18 protein-coding genes are annotated in these 21,138 nt (G+C 70.4%); 14 read left to right on the top strand and 4 right to left on the bottom strand.

Annotated elements, in window-relative coordinates; translation table 11 throughout:
* Positions 1–3: 3 nt before the first annotated feature.
* A complete protein-coding gene (locus ABZV78_RS24665) occupies positions 4–252 on the bottom strand; it encodes a winged helix-turn-helix domain-containing protein (RefSeq protein ID WP_355642167.1) in 249 nt (82 codons plus the stop codon).
* Positions 253–583: 331 nt separating this feature from the next.
* Here ABZV78_RS24665 and ABZV78_RS24660 point away from each other — a divergent pair, with 331 nt between their 5' ends.
* From ABZV78_RS24660 to ABZV78_RS24625, 8 genes are all read left to right on the top strand, one after another.
* Positions 584–1,132 (top strand): hypothetical protein, encoded by a 549-nt coding sequence (locus ABZV78_RS24660; protein WP_355642166.1) that lies wholly within the window; start codon positions 584–586, stop codon positions 1,130–1,132.
* Positions 1,105–1,482, top strand: a complete 378-nt coding sequence (locus ABZV78_RS24655; protein ID WP_355642164.1) for a hypothetical protein — start codon at positions 1,105–1,107, stop codon at positions 1,480–1,482. The genes ABZV78_RS24660 and ABZV78_RS24655 overlap by 28 nt, the downstream gene beginning before the upstream one ends.
* A complete protein-coding gene (locus ABZV78_RS24650) occupies positions 1,479–3,011 on the top strand; it encodes a class I SAM-dependent DNA methyltransferase (protein ID WP_355642162.1) in 1,533 nt (510 codons plus the stop codon). The genes ABZV78_RS24655 and ABZV78_RS24650 overlap by 4 nt, the downstream gene beginning before the upstream one ends.
* Positions 3,011–4,213, top strand: a complete 1,203-nt coding sequence (locus tag ABZV78_RS24645; protein ID WP_355642161.1) for a restriction endonuclease subunit S — start codon at positions 3,011–3,013, stop codon at positions 4,211–4,213. The genes ABZV78_RS24650 and ABZV78_RS24645 overlap by 1 nt, the downstream gene beginning before the upstream one ends.
* Positions 4,214–4,260: 47 nt before the next feature.
* Positions 4,261–7,677, top strand: a complete 3,417-nt coding sequence (locus tag ABZV78_RS24640; RefSeq protein WP_355642159.1) for a DEAD/DEAH box helicase family protein — start codon at positions 4,261–4,263, stop codon at positions 7,675–7,677.
* 32 nt (positions 7,678–7,709) lie between these two features.
* Positions 7,710–9,119, top strand: a complete 1,410-nt coding sequence (locus ABZV78_RS24635; RefSeq protein WP_355642157.1) for an AAA family ATPase — start codon at positions 7,710–7,712, stop codon at positions 9,117–9,119.
* Complete coding sequence (locus ABZV78_RS24630; protein ID WP_355642155.1) at positions 9,116–9,766, top strand: hypothetical protein; 651 nt, start codon at positions 9,116–9,118, stop codon at positions 9,764–9,766. The genes ABZV78_RS24635 and ABZV78_RS24630 overlap by 4 nt, the downstream gene beginning before the upstream one ends.
* Positions 9,767–10,093: 327 nt before the next feature.
* Entirely contained in the window at positions 10,094–10,993 is a 900-nt protein-coding gene (locus ABZV78_RS24625; protein WP_355642153.1) for a TIGR01777 family oxidoreductase, read from the top strand.
* Between the two features lie 22 nt (positions 10,994–11,015).
* Here ABZV78_RS24625 and ABZV78_RS24620 read toward each other — a convergent pair whose 3' ends face one another.
* A complete protein-coding gene (locus ABZV78_RS24620; RefSeq protein WP_355642151.1) occupies positions 11,016–12,224 on the bottom strand; it encodes a PHB depolymerase family esterase in 1,209 nt (402 codons plus the stop codon).
* 189 nt (positions 12,225–12,413) lie between these two features.
* Here ABZV78_RS24620 and ABZV78_RS24615 point away from each other — a divergent pair, with 189 nt between their 5' ends.
* From ABZV78_RS24615 to nadE, 4 genes are all read left to right on the top strand, one after another.
* The gene (locus ABZV78_RS24615; protein WP_355642149.1) at positions 12,414–14,225 is read left to right on the top strand and encodes a DUF2079 domain-containing protein; all 1,812 of its coding nucleotides are present in this window, start codon (positions 12,414–12,416) and stop codon (positions 14,223–14,225) included.
* 114 nt (positions 14,226–14,339) lie between these two features.
* A complete protein-coding gene (gene lipB, locus ABZV78_RS24610; RefSeq protein WP_355642147.1) occupies positions 14,340–14,987 on the top strand; it encodes a lipoyl(octanoyl) transferase LipB in 648 nt (215 codons plus the stop codon).
* A 3-nt stretch (positions 14,988–14,990) separates the two neighbouring features.
* A complete protein-coding gene (locus tag ABZV78_RS24605; protein WP_091319942.1) occupies positions 14,991–15,383 on the top strand; it encodes a VOC family protein in 393 nt (130 codons plus the stop codon).
* A gap of 17 nt (positions 15,384–15,400) precedes the next feature.
* Positions 15,401–16,225 carry an ammonia-dependent NAD(+) synthetase gene (nadE, locus tag ABZV78_RS24600; RefSeq protein ID WP_355642145.1) on the top strand — a complete coding sequence of 275 codons (825 nt, stop codon included), beginning with the start codon at positions 15,401–15,403 and terminating at the stop codon, positions 16,223–16,225.
* Positions 16,226–16,243: 18 nt separating this feature from the next.
* Here the strand turns inward: nadE and aspS are convergent, their stop codons facing one another.
* Positions 16,244–17,530: an aspartate--tRNA(Asn) ligase gene (aspS, locus tag ABZV78_RS24595; protein WP_355642143.1), complete on the bottom strand. Its 1,287-nt coding sequence runs from the start codon at positions 17,528–17,530 to the stop codon at positions 16,244–16,246.
* A gap of 355 nt (positions 17,531–17,885) precedes the next feature.
* Here aspS and lipA point away from each other — a divergent pair, with 355 nt between their 5' ends.
* Both lipA and ABZV78_RS24585 read left to right on the top strand, forming a co-directional pair.
* Positions 17,886–18,932: a lipoyl synthase gene (gene lipA / locus ABZV78_RS24590; RefSeq protein WP_167364327.1), complete on the top strand. Its 1,047-nt coding sequence runs from the start codon at positions 17,886–17,888 to the stop codon at positions 18,930–18,932.
* A gap of 59 nt (positions 18,933–18,991) precedes the next feature.
* Complete coding sequence (locus ABZV78_RS24585; RefSeq protein WP_355642141.1) at positions 18,992–20,653, top strand: DUF423 domain-containing protein; 1,662 nt, start codon at positions 18,992–18,994, stop codon at positions 20,651–20,653.
* A gap of 38 nt (positions 20,654–20,691) precedes the next feature.
* On the opposite strand, the gene ABZV78_RS24580 is transcribed toward ABZV78_RS24585, so the two are convergent.
* Positions 20,692–21,138 (bottom strand): response regulator transcription factor (locus ABZV78_RS24580; RefSeq protein ID WP_355642139.1); only part of this gene is annotated, 447 nt, incomplete at its 5' end.

The raw sequence follows: 21,138 nt of genomic DNA, 5'->3' as shown, positions 1-21,138 counted from the left end.
CTCCTAGCGGTCGGACCTGCCTGGCGCGTCCGGCAACTGCTCGGCGACGAACACCCCGACCCCGTGGACGCCTTCGACAACTCCCTGCATCTGAAGCACGAGTATGGCCTGACGGACGACACCAGCCGACACCCCGTACTCATCCCTGAGCTGAGCGGTGGACGGCAGCTTGTCGCCGGGTGCGAGTTCTCCGGACGCGATCTGCTCACGGATGTGATCAGCGATCCGCGCCCACTTGGCTTTGGCGGGCATGTTGACTCCCTGGTCTGCACCGCCATTCGATCACAACGAACTTTACGAGACAAGTAAGGAGTAGTCCGTTGACTTTACTAGTCTTGTCTGACAAAGTTCGTCCTGACCGGCTCCCTGGTCTGCAAACCCGGAGCTGGTCTCCCGTAGAACCACCCGGCCGGCCACTCCCCCGGTAGTCGGCCGGGTGCCACCCCCTGCCCGCGATCTGGCGTCGACGGGCCCGTGAGCAGGCCCGGGGCGGGTGCCGGGCTCCGGCCGACCACGCGCACACGGCCGTCCCCGCCCGTCTCGGCGCCGCACCCGACAAGAGAGGCGGAGCAGCGTGCGGTCAGTGGTCGGCCAACCGGTGGATGCGATGGAGAAGGTGCTCGGCGAGCTGCCGGTGCCGTGGTTCGTCACGGTGGAGGACGTCAAGCTCGCCATCCGGGCGATGCTGGTGCACCGGGCCGAGGAGTGGCCCACCGGCCCGCTGTGCCGCAGCGACCGGACCCCGTACCCCTGTCTGCTGCACCGCTGGGGACGGCGGGTGCTGCGCTCCCGCGGTCTCCCCGACGACGTGATCGACGAGCTGCGGAACGCGGCGAGCTGCCGGTGCGCGTACCCGATCGGGGTGCTGACGGTGTGGCCGCGTCGGAACGCGAGGCGGGTGCCGCTCGCGCCCCGGCACCGACGGACCTGGCGGCGCGGGCGGCGCTGGTGCTCGTGCGGCCTGCGCTGGACCGTCTGCCCGGACCGGCACGCGCCGGTCCCCACCGAGCCGCCGGCGCCGCCGCCGAACAGCCGCTGGTGGGACGGGGCGACCCGGTCGAACCCGCAGGTCGGGCGGGTCGGCCGGCTGACCCCGGCGCAGACGTGGCGGGCCAACGGCGGCCGGTGGTGAGCGCCGGGCACCTGCCGCTGCGGCCGCTCTGGCTCTGCCGGGCCTGCGCCGCACCCTGGCCCTGCGCCCCAGCCCGGCTCAGCCTGCGACGCGAGTACGCCGACGACCGGGTGGCACTACTGGTCTACCTGGGCGGGATGCTGCACGACGCGGCCGGCGAGCTGCATGCGCTGAATCCTGAGGACGGGCCGACGCCGGGGCAGCTCTTCGCCCGCTTCCTCGGCTGGGCGATTCCTCGCCGACCGACGACCAACTCACCCCAACGCCCGATCCGAGAGACCACCGCCACAGCACTAACCTACGAAGGTCAACTCGACAGCGCCTACGGGGTGGGGACCGAAGCTACGTGATCACCGGTGACCTGAAGAACAAAGTCGACCGCGTCTGGGACGCCTTCTGGTCGGGGGGCATCTCCAACCCGCTGGAGGTGATCGAGCAGATCACCTACCTGCTCTTCATCAAGCGGTTGGACGAGCTGTACTACCTGGCCGAGAAGAAGGCGGCCCGGACAGGTAGGCCGATCGAGCGTCCGATCTTCCAGGGCACCGACCCCGAGGGTCGCAAGATGTCCGACCTGCGGTGGTCACAGTTCAAGGAGATCGCCCCTGGCGACATGTTCGCGACGGTCAGGGACCGGGTCTTCCCGTTCCTGAGGACCCTAGGTGGCGACGGGTCGACCTACTCGGAACACATGAAGGACGCCCGGTTCACCATCCCCAACGCGGGGCTGCTGTCCCGCGTGGTCGACATGCTCGACGACATCGACATGGCACAGCGGGACACCAAGGGTGACCTCTACGAGTACATGCTCGGCAAGATCGCCACGGCCGGGCGCAACGGTCAGTTCCGCACCTCGCGGCACGTCATCCAGCTCATGGTCGAGATGATGCAGCCGACGCCGGACGACAAGATCTGCGACCCAGCCTGCGGCACGGCGGGCTTCCTGGTGGAAGCCGGCGAGTACCTGCGCCGCCATCATCCGGACGCGCTCCACGACGCGAAGCAGCGCAAGCACTTCCACGAAGACATGTTCCACGGATTCGACTTCGACGGGACGATGCTGCGCATCGGCAACATGAACATGCTGCTACACGGGGTGGAGAAGCCGCAGATCCACTACCGCGACTCCCTGTCCGACAATGTCGGCAAAGAGTCGGAGGAGTACTCGCTGATCCTGGCCAACCCGCCGTTCGCGGGCAGCCTGGACTACGAGAGCACCTCCAAGGACCTCCAGCAGGTCGTCAAGACCAAGAAGACCGAGTTGCTGTTCCTCGCCCTCTTCCTGCGCCTACTCAAGCCCGGCGGCCGGGCGGCGGTGATCGTGCCGGACGGTGTGCTCTTCGGCTCGACCAAGGCACACAAGGAGCTCCGCCGGATCCTGGTGGAGGAGCAGAAGCTAGACGGCGTGGTGAAGCTGCCCAGCGGCACGTTCAAGCCATACTCCGGCGTCTCGACGGCCATCCTGCTCTTCACCAAGACCGAGAGTGGCGGCACCGACAACGTCTGGTTCTACGAGGTGACCGCCGACGGTTGGAGCCTGGACGACAAGCGGACTCCCCTGCTGCCGCCGGACAAGCTCAGCCCGGTGCCGGACGTGGCGCTGACCGAGGAAGAGCACGCGAAGAACAACCTGCCGGACGCGTTGGCGCGGTGGGTCCGGCGCGACGCTGACGAGTTGCAGCGGGCACGAACCGAGCAGAGCTTCTGCGTGCCCAAGACCGACATCGTCGAGCAGGGGTACGACCTGAGCTTGAACCGCTACAAGGAGGTCGTCCACGAGGAGGTCGAGCACCGGCCGCCGCTGAAGATTTTGGCCGACCTGGAACGACTCGAGTCCGAGGTCCAGCAAGGTATGGCTGACCTGAAGGCGATGCTCTGATGACCACTGCGCCGGCCACCGCATCGCTCGGGGATGTCGCCTCCTTCATCCGAGGCATCACGTTCAAGCCCGATGATGTAGTACCACTCGATACCCCGGGTTCCGTCCTCTGTATGCGGACCAAGAACGTCCAGGCGGATTTGGATCTATCAGACGTTTGGGCAGTCGACGCAACTCTGGTGAAGCGCCGGGAACAGTTCCTCGAAGCAGGCGACATCCTCGTCTCCAGCGCCAACAGTTGGAACTTGGTCGGCAAGTGCTGTTGGGTTTCAGGACTGCCCACTGCCGCAAGCTTCGGTGGATTCATTTCCACCCTTCGAGCAGACTCGACAAAGATCGACGCTCGCTACCTCTACCACTGGTTCGCCTCGCCTCGAACGCAGACAACAGTTCGAAGCTTTGGGCAGAAAACGACCAACATTTCGAACCTCAACTTTGAGCGTTGCCTAAAGCTCACCATCCCCCTTCCACCGCTTGAGGAACAGCGGAGGATTGCGGAGGTCCTAGATCGGGCGGATGAGCTGCGCGCCAAGCGCCGCGAAGCCCTCGCCCACCTCGGCGACCTCACTCAGTCCATCTTCCTGGAAATGTTCAGCGACCCCATCAAGAACCCCCAAGGCTATGACGTTCGACCACTGATCGAATGGGTCGACCAAAGGCGGCCAATCACTTACGGGATCCTGAAGCCCGGCGAGAATACCGACAATGGCCCGAAGTACGTACGTGTTGTCGACATGAAGAACGGGGAGATTGACTTAACCGACATCCGTCGCACCAGTTCAGAAATTTCTGCTCAGTACCGACGGTCACTTTTGCGGGGGGGTGACCTGTTGATGTCGATCCGCGGCCATGTCGGTCGAATGGCCACCATTCCGGACTCTCTCGACGGCGCCAACATCACTCAGGACTCCGCCAGACTCGCCGTCGACCCCCGGTCCTCCTACTACGTCATGGAATGCATGCGTACCCCTGCGCTACAACGCTGGATGGAGAGACGAACCAAGGGGGCAGCAGTGCAAGGCATCAACCTGGCTGACGTGAAGGCGATTCCCGTGCCACAGCCACCTCTCGCTCTACAACAAGACTTCCGAGACCGGGCGATGGCGGTTGAGGCACTGAAGAGGATGCACCGCCAGAGCCTCAACGAGTTGGACGCACTGTTCGCGTCCCTGCAAGATCGGGCCTTCCGGGGGTTGCTCTGATGTGAGAAGCTTCAGGGCTGCTGTCGACTGTGGGGAGTTGGCGCTCGATGAGCAACTTTGGGTTCCTGAAGGCCGAATGGCCTGACCTGTTCCGGGAAGCCGCCAAGGCCGAGCGGAACGCGGTCGCCGATCCGCGTACCGCGTGCTTCTATGCCCGCCGGACGCTGGAGCACACCCTGACCTGGCTCTTCCAGGTCGACAGCACCCTTGCGCTGCCATACAAAAAGGACCTGGCGGCCATGGTTCACGAGCCGACATTGCGCAACGTCGTCGGTCCGGGGCTCAACGCCAAGATGGATCTGATCCGCAAGCAGGGCAACTGGGCGGTGCACAAGAACGCGCCCGTCAGGTCGACCGACTCGCTGCCGGTCGTGCGGGAGTTGTTCCACGTCCTCTACTGGGTGGCCCGGCACTACACCCGCGACCAGTCGCAGGTGCCGCCTAGCGCACTCGCCTTCGACGAGTCGCTGATCCCCCGGCCGTCGCACGGCAGCCCGCAGCAGACCAGCCAGGCGCAGCTCAAGGCGCTGGCCGACAAGCTCGCCGCGCAGGACGCCGCGCTCGCCGCCGAGCGGGAGAAGAACGCCAGCCTCGACGCCGAGCTGGCGAAGGTCCGCGCCGAGATCGCCGCCGCGAAGGCCGCCAACGAGATGCGGCCGGACGACCACGACTACGACGAGGCGCAGACCCGCGACCTCTTCATCGACGTACTCCTCAAGGAGGCCGGCTGGGCGCTCGACCAGCCGCGGGACCGGGAGTTCCCGGTGACCGGCATGCCCGCAGGCACGGGCAAGGGCCTCGTCGACTACGTGCTCTGGGGCGACGACGGCAGGCCGCTCGCCGTGGTCGAGGCAAAGCGCGCCCGCCGGGACGCCACCGCGGCCAAGCAGCAGGCCAAGCTCTACGCCGACTGCCTTGAGCAGGCGTACGGACAGCGCCCGGTGATCTTCTACACCAACGGCTACGAGCGCTGGCTTTGGGACGACACGACCTACCCGCCCCGGCAGGTGCAGGGCTTCTACACCAAGGCCGAGCTGCAGCTCATGGTGCAGCGGCGGCAGACCCGCCGACCATTGCACCAGATGAAGATCAACGGCGACATCGTGGAGCGGCACTACCAGTGGCGTGCCATCCGGGCCATCGGCGAGGCGTTCGAGCACAAGCAGCGCGAGGCGCTGGTGGTCATGGCCACCGGCGCCGGCAAGACCCGGACCGTGATCGCCCTCGTCGACCTGCTGATGCGCGCCAACTGGGTCAAGCGCGTGCTCTTCCTAGCCGATCGCAATGCCCTGGTCAACCAGGCGGTCAACGCCTTCAAGGCGCACCTGCCCGAGGTCGCCACGGTCAACCTGGTCACCGAGAAGGGCTCCGAGGGCCGGGTATACGTCTCGACGTACCCGACCATGATGGGCCTGATCAACGACGCGACCGACGGGGTGCGGCGCTTCGGGCCGGGCTACTTCGACCTGGTGATCATCGACGAGGCGCACCGGTCGGTCTACCAGAAGTACCGGGCGATCTTCTCCTGGTTCGACGCCTTGCTGGTCGGGCTGACCGCCACCCCCCGGAACGAGATCGACCGCAACACCTACAGCCTGTTCCACCTCGAGGACGGTGTCCCCACCGACCACTACGACCTGGACGAGGCGGTCAGGGAGGGCTACCTCGTGCCGCCGCGCGCGGTGGACGTGCCGCTGAAGTTCCAACGGGACGGCATCCGCTACGCCGACCTCAGCGAGGAAGACAAGGACGCATGGGAGTCGCTCGACTGGGGCGACGACGGCCCGCCGGACGGGGTCGACCCGGACGCGGTGAACAAGTGGCTGTTCAACATCGACACCGTCGACAAGGTGCTCGAGGTACTGATGACCCGCGGCCACAAGGTCGCTGGCGGGGACCGGCTCGGCAAGACGATCATCTTCGCCAAGAACAACGACCACGCGAAGTTCATCCTGGAGCGCTTCGACCTCAACTACCCCGAGCTGCGCGGCGGCTTCGCCGAGATCATCACTCACCAGGTCGAGCACGCCCAGCACCTGATCGACTGCTTCTCGATCAAGGATAAGGCCCCGCACATCGCGATCTCGGTGGACATGCTCGACACCGGCATCGACGTACCCGAGGTCGTCAACCTGGTCTTCTTCAAGCTGGTCCGGTCGAAGTCGAAGTTCTGGCAGATGATCGGCCGGGGCACCCGCCGCTGCGATGACCTCTACGGCCCCGGTGAGAACAAGCAGGACTTCTTCATCTTCGACTGCTGCGCGAACTTCCCGTACTTCAGTCAGGACATCCCGCCCACGGAGGGTTCGCTCGGCGCATCCCTGACCGAGCGGCTGTTCCGGGCCCGGCTGGAACTCCTTTACCAGCTGGACCAGCGGCTGCCGGAAGACGGCAGGCCGGACGGGCAGACCGATGGAACCACGAGCGATACCGGCCTTCGCTGGGACATCGCCCACCAACTGCACGACCGGGTCGCCGGCATCTCGCTGGACAACTTCGTCGTACGCCCCCAGCGCCGCGCCGTCGAGTACTACGCCGACTTCGCCCACTGGCACCGGCTCAATGCCGAGACCATCAACGAGATCGGCAGCAAGCTCGCCGGTCTGCCCAGCGGCGTCCGCGACGAGGACGAGGCCGCCAAGCGCTTCGACCTGATGGTGCTCCGCCTCCAGCTCGGCCTGCTCGCCGTCGAACCGGGATACGACCGGCTCCGCCGACAGGTCCAGGAGATCGCCCACGCTCTGCTGGAGCAGACCAGCATCCCGGTCGTTCGGCAGCAGCAGCAACTCCTGGCCGGGGTGGCGGGCGACGAGTGGTGGCAGGACGTCACCCTGCCGATGCTGGAACTGATGCGCCGCCGCGTCCGCAGCCTGGTTCGGCTGATCGAGCGGTCGAAGCGTGCGGTCGTCTACACCAACTTCGCCGACCAACTCGGCGAGCTGACCGAGATCACCATCCCGCAGGCGCGGGTGGGCACCGACTTCGAACGGTTCCGGGCCAAGGCGCGCGACTTCCTCCGCAAGCACGAGGACCACGTGGCGCTGCAGAAGGTAAGGCGTAATCGACAGCTCTCCCCCGTTGACCTGACGGAGCTGGAGCGCATGCTGGCCGAGAGCGGCGTCGGCGCCGCCGAGGACTTCGAGCAGGCGCGAGAGTCGGCAGACGGGCTGGGCCTGTTCATCCGGTCTCTCGTCGGGCTCGACCGGCAGGCCGCCACCGAGGCGTTCGGCGAGTTCCTTGACGGGCGGACACTGTCCCGGAGCCAGATCGAGTTCATCCACATGATCATCGGACACTTGACGCGGAACGGCGTCATGGACGAGGGCTTGCTCTACGAGTCGCCGTTCACGGACATCGCGCCGCATGGCCCAGACAGCCTCTTCGCCGAGGCGGACATCGACCGCATGGTCGCGATTCTGCGGTCCGTCCGCGCCACCGCCGCGCCGATCGCTGAGGTGGCATAGGTGATCCCCTCCTCCGCGACTAGGCTCTGGCTATGCTGACGCGGCTGGAGGTGCAGGGCTTCAAGAACCTGCTGGACGTCGCCATAGACTTCGGCCCTTTCACCTGTATCGCTGGCGCGAATGGCATGGGAAAGTCAAACGTCTTTGACGCAATCGAGTTTCTCTCCTATCTTGCGACCGAGTCGTTGGCCGACGCTGCGCAGCGAGTGCGCGGGACGGCCGGAGCAATCGGCGGCGATCCGCGCGACCTCTTTTGGGACGGCTATCGGCAACACGAACATCGAATTACGCTCGCCGCAGAGATGATCGTGCCCGTCCAGGTCGAAGACGAACTCGGTGAGCTAGCTCGGCCGACGGCGACATACCTCCGCTACGAAGTCACCCTTGGCTACGGGGCATCGCGAGCCGAACACGGAAGCGGACGTCTTCAACTGCTACGCGAAGACCTGCGACAGGTGGAGGACTCACGTGCTCGAATCACGTTCCCCGCAAGCTCAGCTTTTCTCGACTCGGTCGTCTTGAACCACTATGGGAAACGGGTCTTCCTCTCCACCGACCGGCGGGGCATGCACGAGGCTCTCATCAATGTCCACGCCGACGGCGACAGAGTGGAGAAGTCGCGATCCGCTGGCCGTGCCGCACGCACTGTGTTGAGCACGACGATTACAGCCGACAACCCCACCATTTTCGCCGCACGGAACGAGATGCGGCGTTGGCGCCGCCTCGCACTGGAGCCGTCCGCGCTTCGTACGCCAGACGACGAGACCGGACCCGAGTCACTGGACCCGGACGGTAGGCATCTGCCCAGCACTCTCTATCGCGTAGCGTACGCGCCGGACTGGTCCGGTCGCGATCCTGATCGTGTCTACGCCCGGGTCGCGGGGAGGCTCTCAGACCTTGCCGGCGTCGCCGTGGAGGGATTGGACGTCGAGTTCGACGAGGTGCGCCAAACCTTTACTCTCTTTCTCCAGGAGCGCGGCGGCCTCCGGCTCCCAGCCCGGGCTTTGTCTGAGGGAACGCTTCGGTTCCTGGCGCTCTGCGTACTGCTCGAAGACGCGGACTTCAGCGGCCTCATCTGCATGGAGGAGCCAGAGAACGGTATCCACCCAGGGAACCTGCCCGCGATGGTGCAGCTGGTACGAGACTTGGCTGTAGATCCCGCCGAACCTCCAAGCGACAACAATCCATTCCGGCAAGTCATCATCAACACCCACTCGCCTGCTGTGGTGCAGCTCTGTGACCCCTCCGAGCTGCTCCTGGCGGATGCGAAGCTACACCCGACCCCTGCCGGCGGGGCGGCACGGGCGCTGTCCCTCCTGCCGTTCCGGAAGTCCTGGCGGGCGGTTCCGGGCACGCCTACCTTCTCCGAGGCCGACATCGTGGCCTACCTTGCCGAGCCGCCGGACGCCCAACTCCGCCTTCCGTCGGACCTGACGACATGACCGGCCGTTCCTACTCCGGATTGTTCGTATCCGAGGGCACCTCGGACGAGCCATTGGCGGAGCGCATCGAGTGGCTATTCCTCTGCCAGGATGTCCATGTAAATCTGAGCCGGCCCGACTTCTCCCGGCTACCGAAGGTCGCTAAGGACGTGGCGTCGCGGGTCAGCGCCGGCCTGAAACTCGCGGGCGGCCCGGTCGACCTGATCGTGGTCCATCGCGACGCGGACAATGCGGGACGTCATGCTCGAGAGCAGGAGATTCAGGCGGCGGTGCGGACGCTGAGGGGTACCGCAGAGCTGGTACCTGTAATCCCCGTGAGAATGACGGAGGCATGGCTCCTCCTCGACGAGGCCGCGATTCGCCAGGTCGCAGGCAATCCCCGAGGACGAATGCGTCTGGGCCTTCCCAAGCCTCACGAGGCGGAGTCGATCTCTGATCCGAAGGACCGCCTCCGCACCTGCCTGCTCACCGCAGCCGACGAAACCGGACGCCGCCGGGAAGCCGTGGCGAAGCGGTTCAATCAACATCGCCGCCAACTGTTGGAGCGCCTCGACCCGACCGGCGCGGTCGCCCGGCTCGATAGCTGGTGCCGCCTTGTAGCAGACGTCGACGACGTAGTAAAGCGCTGGCGCTCAGTCGGGCCCTGACCCTGCCGCGGACAGCCGCTGACACTTGACCTCGAAAGCGCTCGAAGCCCCACTGACGGTCCCGGGCGCCGGACGTTGGGCACATGGGGAGGAGAACCTCGGGACGCTCACACTCGGCCCGCTGCCCCCCGGGGGCGTTCGCCGAGGTGAGGCGACACCTGGCCGACCTGCGTACGGTGGCCGTCGTTCGTTGATTCATTCACATCATCGGTTTGAAGCGGCCGACCAGGTCACACTCCGCCGCGGCCGTGAGGACCCACCGGGACCGGCGAGTGACTCATGCCGCTCAACGCATCCCGATCGCCATCCGTATCCGAAGATATGGACATGCGGATCCTCATGGCCGGAGTGTCCGGCTTCCTCGGCACCCGACTGGTCGACCGGCTCACCGCGGACGGGCACCAGATCACCCGCCTGGTCCGCCGGGCGCCGCGCACTCCCGACGAGCGGCAGTGGAACCCGTCCGCCGCGCAGCTCGACCCGCAGGTGGTGGCCGACGCCGACGCGGTGGTGAACCTGGCCGGCGCCGGGGTGGGCGACAAGCGCTGGAACGACGCGTACCGGGGCGTGCTCCGGTCCAGCCGGGTCGACAGCACCACCACCCTGGCGATCACCATCGCCGGCCTGCCCGCCGCCGACCGGCCCGCGGTGCTGCTCAACGCCTCCGCGGTCGGCTGGTACGGCAACACCGGCGACCGGACGGTCGAGGAGGACTCGCCGGCCGGCGAGGGCTTCCTGGCCGACGTCTGCCGGGTCTGGGAGGCCGCTACCCGCCCGGCCGAGGACGCCGGCGCCCGGGTGGTGCGGCTGCGCACCGGGCTCCCGCTGCACCGCGACGGCGGCATGCTCAAGCCGCAGCTGCTGCCGTTCCGGCTGGGCGTCGGCGGCAAGCTGGGCAACGGCCGGCAGTGGCTGCCGTGGATCTCCATGCGCGACTGGCTGGACGCGGTGGGCTTCCTCCTGGGCCGCGACGACCTCGCCGGTCCGGTCAACGTGGTCGGTCCGGCCCCGGTCACCAACGCCGAGTTCACCCGGGAGCTGGCCCGCCAGCTGCACCGGCCGGCGATCATGCCGATCCCCGCGCTGGCCCTGAAGGTCGCCCTCGGCGGCTTCGCCCACGAGGCGCTCACCAGCACCCGGGTCCTGCCCGGCGTGCTCGGCAAGGCCGGCTTCACCTGGACCCACCCGGACCTGCCGGGCGCGCTGCACGCCGCCCTCGCCGACTGAGCCGGCGCGGGCGGCGGCGCGGTCAGCAGCCGATGACCCAGTAGCTGGGACCGGTCTGCTTGAGGGTGCTCGTGTAGAAGGTGTTGTAGAGGCCCATCCGCTGGTTGCTGCCCAGGGCGTAGGCGTAGCCGCCGGACTGGTAGGCGCGGCCGGCCGTGACGTGCGCGTAGTTGCTGGCGGTGACGCAGACCGGCGCGGTGGTCGGGGTCGGCGACGGCGACGCGGTCGCCGTCGGGGTCGGGCTCGGCGTGCCGCCCCCGTTCAGCCCGAAGAAGAGCGCGTCCCGGTAGGTCGAGCAGATGGTGTCGAGGAAGTAGGCCCCCGCGGTGCCGCACTGGTCGGTGGCCGAACCCGGGTCGACCGGGGTGCCGTGGCCCATCCCGGAGACCCGGTAGAGCCGCACCTGGTCGCTGCCGTAGACCTCCAGGCTGGTTCCGGCCGGCAGCGAGGCGGTGCTGGTCGGGGTCTGCGACACGCCCAGCACGTTGGTCCACTGGTCGCGCGACTCGGCGGCGTTCAGCGACGCGACGGTGGTGTCCGAGGTGCCGTGCCAGATGGCCACCCGGGGACGCTTGCCGGTGTAGCCGGCGTACGCGTTGCGGACCAGGTCGCCCCACTGCGCCGGGGTCTTGTCCACGCCGGGGTTCATGCAGCTGAACGCGTTGGTCATGCTGGTGGCGCAGCGGTAGGGCAGGCCGGCGATCACCGAGCCGGCGGCGAAGACGTCCGGGTAGGTGGCGAGCATGACGGCGCTCATCGCCGCGCCGGCCGACAGGCCGCTGACGTAGACCCGGCTCGCGTCGGTGCCGTAGTTGGTCCTCGCGTGATCGACCATCTGTTTGATCGACAGCGCCTCGCCCTGGCCCCGGGCGGTGTCCCCGGTCTCGAACCAGTTGAAGCACGAGTTGGCGTTGTTGGCCGAGGGCTGCTGCGGCACGATCAGCGCGAACTTCCACTGGTCGGCGTACTTCTGCCAGCCGGAGTTGGTGAAGTAGGTCGAGGCGTTCTGGGTGCAGCCGTGCAGCAGCACCACGGCGGGGGCGTTGGCCGGCAGGCCGTCCGGGCGGTAGGCGTACATGGCCAGGTTGCCGGGGTTGGAGCCGAAGCCGGTGACCTGGGTGAGCGCGGCGGCCTGTGCGGGCAGCGCGGCGACGAGGACGGCGGCCGCGGCCAGCACGACCCCGGCCGCCACCCCGGCCAGGCGGGTGAGAAGGGATGAGGAGCGGCGCACGGCGACCTCCTGACGACGAATTGTGAACTGGGTCACCTTCGAGTTGCCGCGACGTTACGTCCGTGTTTCCTGGCCCCGGAATGGCCCCCGCTCACACATTCATGGATGCCGAAGTGTGCGGGTGCGGTCCCGGCCGCGAGGTTCCGTGTCTGACCGGCGTGTCCAGTTCCGGTTGGTATCGTCCGCTGCGTGCCGAGCTCCCCGCCCCAGGCCACCGGGCCGTCGACCACCTTCCGGAACCGGCGCGCCGACCTGCTGCTCCTCCTCGCCACGGTGGCCCTGGCCCTCTGGGTGACCAGCGGGCTGTGGCGGGACCCGAACACCCGCATGATCACGGTGAACTCCAGCGACCAGGCGCTCTTCGAGTGGCTGCTGGCCTTCGGCGGGCACGCGGTGACCCACGGGGAGAACCCGCTCTTCACCCACCTGATCAACGTCCCGGACGGGGTGAACCTCGCGGTCAACACCTCGATCACCGCGTACGCGGTGGTCTTCGCGCCGCTGACGTACCTGGTCGGGCCGCCGGCGACGTTCCTGGTGATCCTCACGCTCAACCTCGCCGCCACCGCGGTGGCCTGGTACTGGCTGCTCAGCCGGCACCTGGTCACGAGCCGGCTGGCCGCCGGCGTGGGTGCGCTCTTCATCGCCTACTGCCCGGCCATGGTGTCGCACGCCAACGCGCACCTGAACTGGACCGCCGGCTGGCTGGTGCCGCTGCTCGTCTGGGGCGTGCTCCGGCTGCGCCGACCCGGGCGCGCGATCGCCGGCGGGGTGGTGCTCGGTGTGCTGGTGGCGGTCGCCTTCTCGATCGCCGCCGAGGGGCTCTTCTTCACCGCGCTGGCGGTCGCGCTGTTCCTGCTGGTGTGGACGCTGCATCCGGCCCGCCGGGCCGAGGCGCGGGCCGCCCTGCCGGACTTCCTGCGCGGGCTCGGGGTGACCGCGCTGGTGGCCGGGGTGCTGCTGGCGTACCCCTTGTGGCTGCACTTCGCCGGGCCGCAGAGGTACCACGGCACCGGCTTCGACCCGCTCATCCACTCCGAGGACATCGCCGCGTACGGGTCGTACCCGCGCCGGTCCCTGGCCGGCTGGGCCGGGCTGGGCACCTCGCTCGCGCCCAACCCGACCGAGGAGAACTCCTTCTTCGGCATCCCGCTGCTGCTGCTCGCCGTCGCCTGCTTCGTCCTGCTCTGGCGGCGCGCCGACCGGGCGTTCCAGGCCACGCTCACCGCGCTCGGGGTGACCGCGCTGGTCTTCGCGGTGCTCTCCTGGGGGCCCACGGCCAAGTGGAACGGCCGGCGAACCGACCAGCTGCTGCCGTTCGGGGTGCTGGACAACCTGCCGGTGATCAACGCGGCGCTGCCCTCACGGCTCGCCCTGGTGGTGGCCCCGGTGATCGGCCTGCTGCTGGCGTACGCGCTCGACACGCTGCGCGCCCGGCCGCCCCGGCACCGCTCCACCGAGCTGGTCTGGGCGCTCGGCTTCGCCGCCGCGCTGCTGCCGCTGCTGCCCACCCCGCTGCTGACCAGCATCCGGGAGCCGGTGCCGGCGTTCATCACCAGCGGCGCCTGGCAGCGCTACGTCTCCCCCGGCGGGGTGCTCACCCCGCTGCCGGTGACCGTGGACCTCTACCCCGACGGCCAGCGCTGGCAGGCGTACGCGCTGGCCCACCGGCAGGGCGAGTTCCGCATCCCGGCCGGCTTCTTCCTCGGCCCGGGCGGGCCGGACGGCCGGGGCCGGATCGGGCCGGTGCCGCGGACCTTCAGCGCGCTGGTGGACCAGGCCGGGCGGACCGGGCTGGTGCCGATCATCACCGACGGCAGCATCCGGGAGTCCCGGGCCGACCTGCACTACTGGGGGGTCGAGACGGTGGTGCTGGCCGACCGGGTGCACGGCGCGAAGTTCGACGTCGACGAGGAGGCGGTGCGCCGCACCGCCACCGCCCTGCTCGGCCCGCCCGAGCGGGTCGAGGACGTCTGGCTCTGGCGGGTCCCGCCGGCCTGACCGGCGACCCGTACTCCGTGGGCCGCGACTGCGGGGCTCCGCCGCGCCGCACTCCTCGCGCCTGCGATGAGGCTCACGCGGTCCGCCCCCGGCCCGCGGGACTAGGCTGAACGGGTGAGCGTGACGACTTCCGGGCTGACCGCCGTCCGTGCCGGGCTCCTCGACTACCAGGCCGCCTGGGACGAGCAGCGCCGGCTGCACGAGGCCGTGGTGGCCGGCGAGCAGGGCGACACCGTGCTGCTGCTCGAGCACCCCAGCGTCTACACCGCCGGCAAGCGCACCGAGCCGTGGGACCGGCCGATGGACGGCACCCCGGTGGTCGACGTGGACCGCGGCGGCAAGATCACTTGGCACGGGCCGGGGCAGCTGGTCGGCTACCCGATCGTCAAGCTGCCCGACCCGGTCGACGTGGTGGCGTACGTCCGGCGCACCGAGCAGCTGCTGATCGACGTCTGCGCCGAGATCGGGCTCGCCGCGGGGCGGGTCGAGGGGCGCAGCGGGGTCTGGGTGCCGGAGGACGACCGGGGGCCGGCCCGCAAGGTGGCCGCCATCGGCATCCGGGTGGCCCGGGGCGTGACCCTGCACGGCTTCTCGATCAACTGCGACTGCGACCTCGGCCACTTCGACCGGATCGTGCCCTGCGGCATCCGCGACGCCGGGGTCACCTCGCTCACCGCTGAGCTGGGCCGGCCGATCACGGTCGCCGACGTGCTGCCGGTGGTCGAGCGGCACCTGCCGACCCTGGTCGCGGTCCAGGACTAGCGGGTGCGGATCGATCTCGTCACCCTGGTCGTCGCCGACTACGACCCGGCGATCGCGTTCTTCACCGAGGTGCTCGGCTTCGAGCTGGTGGAGGACAAGCCGTCCCTGACCAACGACGGCCGGCCGAAGCGCTGGGTGGTGGTCCGCCCGCCGGGCGGCGGCACCGGGCTGCTGCTGGCCCGCGCCGACGGGGAGCGGCAGGCGGCGGCGGTGGGCGACCAGACCCACGGCCGGGTCGGCTTCTTCCTCCAGGTCGACGACTTCGACGCCACCTACCGGCGGATGGTCGAGGCGAAGGTCGAGTTCGTGAAGCCCCCGCGCACCGAGCCCTACGGGCGGGTCGCCGTCTTCCGCGACCTCGCCGGCAACCCCTGGGACCTGCTCGGTCCCGCCTGAGCAGGAGAGGACCCCCGATGACCGACGTGATGTCGACCTGGCAGCGGATCGCCGAGGAGCTCCAGGTGCCGGCGACCTTCGACGCCGCCGAGGAGATCGAGCGGCGGGTCGTCTTCCTCGCCGACCGCCTGGTCGACACCGGCATGACCACGCTGGTCCTGGGCATCAGCGGCGGCGTCGACTCGACCACGGCCGGCCGGCTCTGCCAGCTCGCCGCCGAACGGGCCCGCGCCGCCGGCCACCCGGCCGTCTTCATCGCCATGCGCCTGCCCTACGGGGCGCAGGCCGACGAGCACCACGCCCAGGCGGCGCTGGAGTTCATCCGCGCGGACCGGGTGCTCACGGTCGACGTCAAGCCGGCCGCCGACGCCGCCCTGGACGCGCTGGTCGCCGGCGGGCTGACCTTCCGCGACGCCGCCCACCAGGACTTCGTGCTCGGCAACGTCAAGGCCCGGCAGCGCATGATCGCCCAGTACGCGGTGGCCGGCGCGGCGGCCGGGCTGGTGGTCGGCACCGACCACGCCGCCGAGGCGGTCACCGGCTTCTTCACCAAGCACGGCGACGGCGCGGCCGACCTGGTCCCGCTGACCGGGCTGACCAAGCGGCGGGTGCGGGCGCTCGCCGCGGCGCTCGGCGCACCCGCCGAGCTGGTCGGCAAGGCGCCCACGGCGGACCTGGAGACCCTGGCCCCGGGCAAGCTCGACGAGGACGCGCTCGGCCTGGCCTACGAGCACATCGACGACTACCTGGAGGGCCGGCCGGTGCCGGCCGAGGTGGAGACGGCGCTGGTGGCCCGATACCTCGCCACCGAGCACAAGCGCCGCCTCCCCATCGCGCCCTGACCTACCGGCCCGCACCGGTCAGGGGGTGAGCCGGTGCAGGTCCCGGGGGAAGGCGGTCACCTCCCGGACGTTGGCCGCGCCGGTGAGCCGGGCCACGAAGCGTTCCAGCCCGATGGCGAAGCCCCCGTGCGGCGGCATGCCGTGCCGGAACGCGTCCACGTACCCGGCGTACGGTTCGACCGGCTCGCCGCGGGCCGCCAGGGCGGCCAGGTAGTCCTCGTACCGGTGCAGCCGCTGCCCGCCGGTGACCAGCTCCATCCCCCGGAACAGCAGGTCGAAGCCGTTGGAGTGGGCCGGCCGGGCCGGGTCCGGGTGGGTGTAGAACGGCCGCTTCGCCATCGGGTAGCCGGTGACGAAGAGGAAGTCCGAGCCGTGCTCGCGGCGCGCCCACTCCCCCAGCGCCCGCTCGTGCGCCGGGGCGAGGTCCGGCTCGTCGGCCGGCGCCCCGGCGATCTTCAGCGCCTCGGTGAAGTGCACGGCCGGGATCTCGGCGGGCACCTCGGGCAGGGCCAGCCCGAGGGTGGCGAGCGCTCCGTCGGCACGCGCCGCGACCTCGGCCAGCATCCCGGCCAGGGTCTCCCGCAGCACGGCCATCACGTCCCGGTGGTCGGCCACGAAGCCCAGCTCGACGTCGAGGGAGGTGTACTGGGCCAGGTGCCGGACCGTGTCGTGCGGCTCGGCGCGGAACACCGGGCCGACCTCGTACACCCGCTCGAAGACGCCGACCATGAGCTGCTTGTAGAACTGCGGCGACTGGGCCAGGTACGCGGGCCGGCCGAACCAGTCCAGCGCGAACACGTTGGCCCCGCTCTCGGTGGACGAGGCGACCACCTTCGGGGTGTGGATCTCCACGAACCCGCGCTCGTCCAGGGCGGCCCGGAAGCCGGCCACCGCCGCCGCGGAGATCCGCAGCGCGGCGGCGCGGGTCGGGTGGCGCAGCGCCGTGGGCGCGTGGTCGAGCTGGGTGGGCAGGGTGGCGGTGAGCACCGGCCGGTACAGGTCGAACGGCGGCGGGACGGCGGGCGGGCCGAGCGGGCGTACCGTCGGCTCGGCCAGCTCGACCCCGGCGGGCGCCGTGGCGTTCGCGACCACCGTGCCGGTGACCTCGACGACGGTCTCCTCGGGCAGCGACTCGACGGCCGCACGCACGGCGGGGTCGGTGACCACCACCTGGGCCAGGCCCGCGGCGTCCCGGACGATCAGGAAGGCCACCGACTTGAGCAGCCGGCGGCGGTGCACCCAGCCGGCGATCCGCACGGTCGCGCCGACATGGTGGGTGAGCTGGGAGGACAGGATGCGTTGCACGGCGGTTACCTCCTTGGTCAATCGCAACGCGATCCCCGGGAGGTGTGGGCGAGCGGGTACCTCGCGGTGCCACCACACCTTCGCCCCTGCCGAAGCGGGAGCCTCGTTCGTCGCCTTTTCACCGGGGCCAGCCGGGCGGGTTCTACTGGGCGCGGACGCCGTTCTTCCCGCAGCTCGGGAGGGTCTTCACGCACCGGCGCCAGACCGCCTCTCAGCAACCGGCGGCTCTCTGCGCTGGCGGATCGGTGCGCTACTCGGCTCCGTCGCAGCTCTGCCCGGCACGCTAGCACCCCGACCCCGGCCGGTGTGACGCCCTTTTTTCGGCGCTGGTGTCCGGTGTCACAACATCTGGGGCGTGACGGCGGTCGCCCGAGGTCCATCGACGGCCACCGACCGGCGTACGCTCGGCCTTGTGACGATCGAGCACTCCGCGCCGACGACTGAGCAGGCAGCGCGCACCGCGACCGTCGCCCCCGAGGGGCGGCGCATGCTGCGGATCGAGGCGCGTAACGCCGAGACGCCGATCGAGCGCAAGCCGCCGTGGATCAAGGTCAAGGCCAAGATGGGCCCGGAGTACACCCAGCTGCGCGGGCTCGTCTCGCGCGAGGGGCTGCACACCGTCTGCCAGGAGGCCGGCTGCCCCAACATCTACGAGTGCTGGGAGGACCGGGAGGCCACCTTCCTCATCGGTGGCGACCAGTGCACCCGGCGCTGCGACTTCTGCCAGATCGACACCGGCAAGCCCGCCGAGTTCGACGCCGACGAGCCCCGCCGGGTCGCCGAGTCCGTCGCCGCCATGGGCCTGCGCTACGCCACCATCACCGGCGTGGCCCGCGACGACCTGCCCGACGGCGGCGCCTGGCTCTACGCCGAGACGGTCCGGCAGATCCACGCCCTCCAGTCCGGCTGCGGCGTCGAGCTGCTGATCCCCGACTTCAACGCGGTGCCCGAGCAGCTCGCCGAGGTCTTCGGCGCCCGACCCGAGGTGCTGGCGCACAACGTGGAGACCGTGCCGCGGATCTTCAAGCGGATCCGCCCGGCGTTCCGCTACGAGCGCTCCCTCGACGTGATCCGCCAGGCCCGCGCCGACGGCCTGGTCACCAAGAGCAACCTGATCCTCGGCATGGGCGAGGAGCGGGCCGAGGTCTCCCAGGCGCTGCGCGACCTGCACGAGGCCGGCTGCGAGCTGATCACCATCACGCAGTACCTGCGCCCCTCCCCCCGGCACCACCCGGTCACCCGCTGGGTCAAGCCGGAGGAGTTCGTCGAGCTGCGCGAGGAGGCCGAGGAGATCGGCTTCGCCGGCGTGATGAGCGGCCCGCTGGTCCGCTCGTCGTACCGGGCCGGACGGCTCTACCAGCAGGCGCTCGCCGCCCGCGACGAGGTCGTCGCCGCCGGCTGAGGCCGGCCGTCCACCGCGTCGCCCACCGCCGGCCGCCGCCGGATGCCATGATCCCAGGAATGACCGCCGGGGTACGCCAGGAGCCGCGCGAGGCCACCCGCCCGCGCACGCCCCGGCGTCCCCGGCTGCCGGCGCTGCTCGCCCTGCTGGTCGGGCTGGCCGGGGTCGGCTACCGGCTGGCCCTGCTGCTCGCCGACGCGCCGCCCACCAACAGCGACGAGGCGACCATGGGGCTGGCCGCCCTGCACATCGCCCGCGGCGACGACTTCCCGGTCTGGTTCTACGGGCAGGCGTACATGGGCACGCTGGAGGCGTACCTGGCCGCGCCGCTGGTCGCCCTGGCCGGTCCGTCCGTGCTCGCCCTGCGGCTGCCCACCCTGGCGCTGTACGCCCTCTTCCTCGCCCTGTCCTGGCGCCTCACCCGCCGGCTCGGCGGCGATCCCTGGTTCGGCCTGCTGGTCGTCGGCTTCCTGGCGCTCGGCTCGGACCGGGTGGTGAAGAACCAGCTCATCGCCGGCGGCGGCTACCCGGAACTGAACCCGGCCGGGGTGGCGCTCGCCCTGCTCACGGTCGGGCTGTGCACCGGCGCGTCGGGGGCGCGGTTGCCCCGCTGGGCGGGCTTTGGGCTGATCTCCGGCCTGATGCTCTGGGTCGACCCGCTGATCCTGCCGTACGTGCTGGCGCTCGGCGCCGTGCTGCTGCGGCGACGGCGCGAGCTGGCCGGCCGGGCCGGGGCCGTGCTCGCCGGCGCGCTGCTGCTGGGCGCTGCCCCGATGCTGCTGGACAGCCTCCGGCACGGCCGCAACCCGCTCGCGGCGGTCCTGGCCGCCAGCGGCGCCGAGGCGGCGGCGAGCTGGGGCGAGCGGCTCTACGGCGGCCTGGTGCTCGGCCCGCCCCTGGCCATGGGCTTCTGCTCCCCCGGTCACTGCGCCCGATGGCAACTGTGGTGGGCCCTCGCGTTCCCGCTCCTGCTGCTCCTCGCGGCGTTCACCGCCTGGCGCACCCTCCGCCGGCCGCAGCCTGTGGAGCGACGGCGGGTGTCGGCGGCGGTGCGGCTGGCGCTGCTCATCGCGGCGGCGGCGGTCGTGGCGGCCTACACGGTGAGCAGCGCGGCCGGCCGGACGCCGATCGAGAGCGCCCGCTACCTCTCCTGCTTGACCGTCGCCACGCCGGCGCTGCTCTGGCCCCTCTGGTCCGCTGCCCGCCGAGCCGTTTTCGGACGCGCCACCCGGCGGCCCGACCTCGAGCCTGATCCACTCCAGCTCGCCCGGGTGGAGTCCTACGGCGGACCTGGGCGGGCGGTCGGGGTGGCGGCCGTCGGGGTGCTGGCGGGGATCCTCGGCAGCGGGGCCGTCGCCACCGCCGGTGTGGTCGGCACCGTGCCGGCCACGCGCGCCGAGGCCGACCGACACCGCATGCTCGTCGGCAGCCTCGGCGATCTGGGCCTCTTCCACGTGCGGGGCGACTACTGGACCTGCAACCGGATCGCCTTCGCCAGCGGCGAGGAGGTGCGCTGCGCGGTGATCGACGACGAGCTGCGCCCCGGCTTCGACCGGCTGCCGGCGTACCGGCGCGCGGTGGACGCCGACCCGGACGCGGCGTGGGTGGCCCCCGCCGGGTCGCGGCTGGCCGCCCGGCTGGACCAGCGGGTCGGGCCGGGCGCGGGGGAGCTCAACATGGTCACCGTCCCGGGCTGGCAGATCTACCTGCCCCGCCGCTGAGCCCGCCGCGCCGAGCAGGGCCGGACGTGCGAGCCGGCCTACCTGCCTCGGCGTTGCGCCGGGGTAGTGGGCGGCGTCGGGTCGAGCAGGCCGAGGCGGTGGGCCAGCGCGGCGGCCTCCACCCGGTTGGTCACGTCCAGCTTGGCGATGATCCGGGACACGTGCACGCTCGCCGTCTTCGGCGAGATGAAGAGCTGCTCGGCGATCCGGCTGTTGCTGTGCCCCTCGGCGACCAGCCGGAGCACCTCCTGCTCCCGGCTGGTCAGCAGGTCCGGGCCGGGCCGGCCGGCGCCGCGCAGCCCGACCCGGCGGGCCAGGGTGGCGGCCTGCTCGCCCAGCGGGGCGGCGCCGAGCCGGGTGGCGATGTCGGCGGCCTCGCGGAGCGCGGCGGCCACCTCGTCCCGCTCGCCGGCCGCGTCTACGGCGACTCCGGCCCGGCGGAACTGCGGCTGATCACCTGCGGCCGCCGACCCAGTCGCCGCCGC

It is taken from the genome of Micromonospora sp. NPDC004540, from assembly GCF_040610095.1.
Taxonomy (GTDB): domain Bacteria; phylum Actinomycetota; class Actinomycetes; order Mycobacteriales; family Micromonosporaceae; genus Micromonospora.
This window is presented reverse-complemented; position numbering and strand designations above follow the sequence as displayed.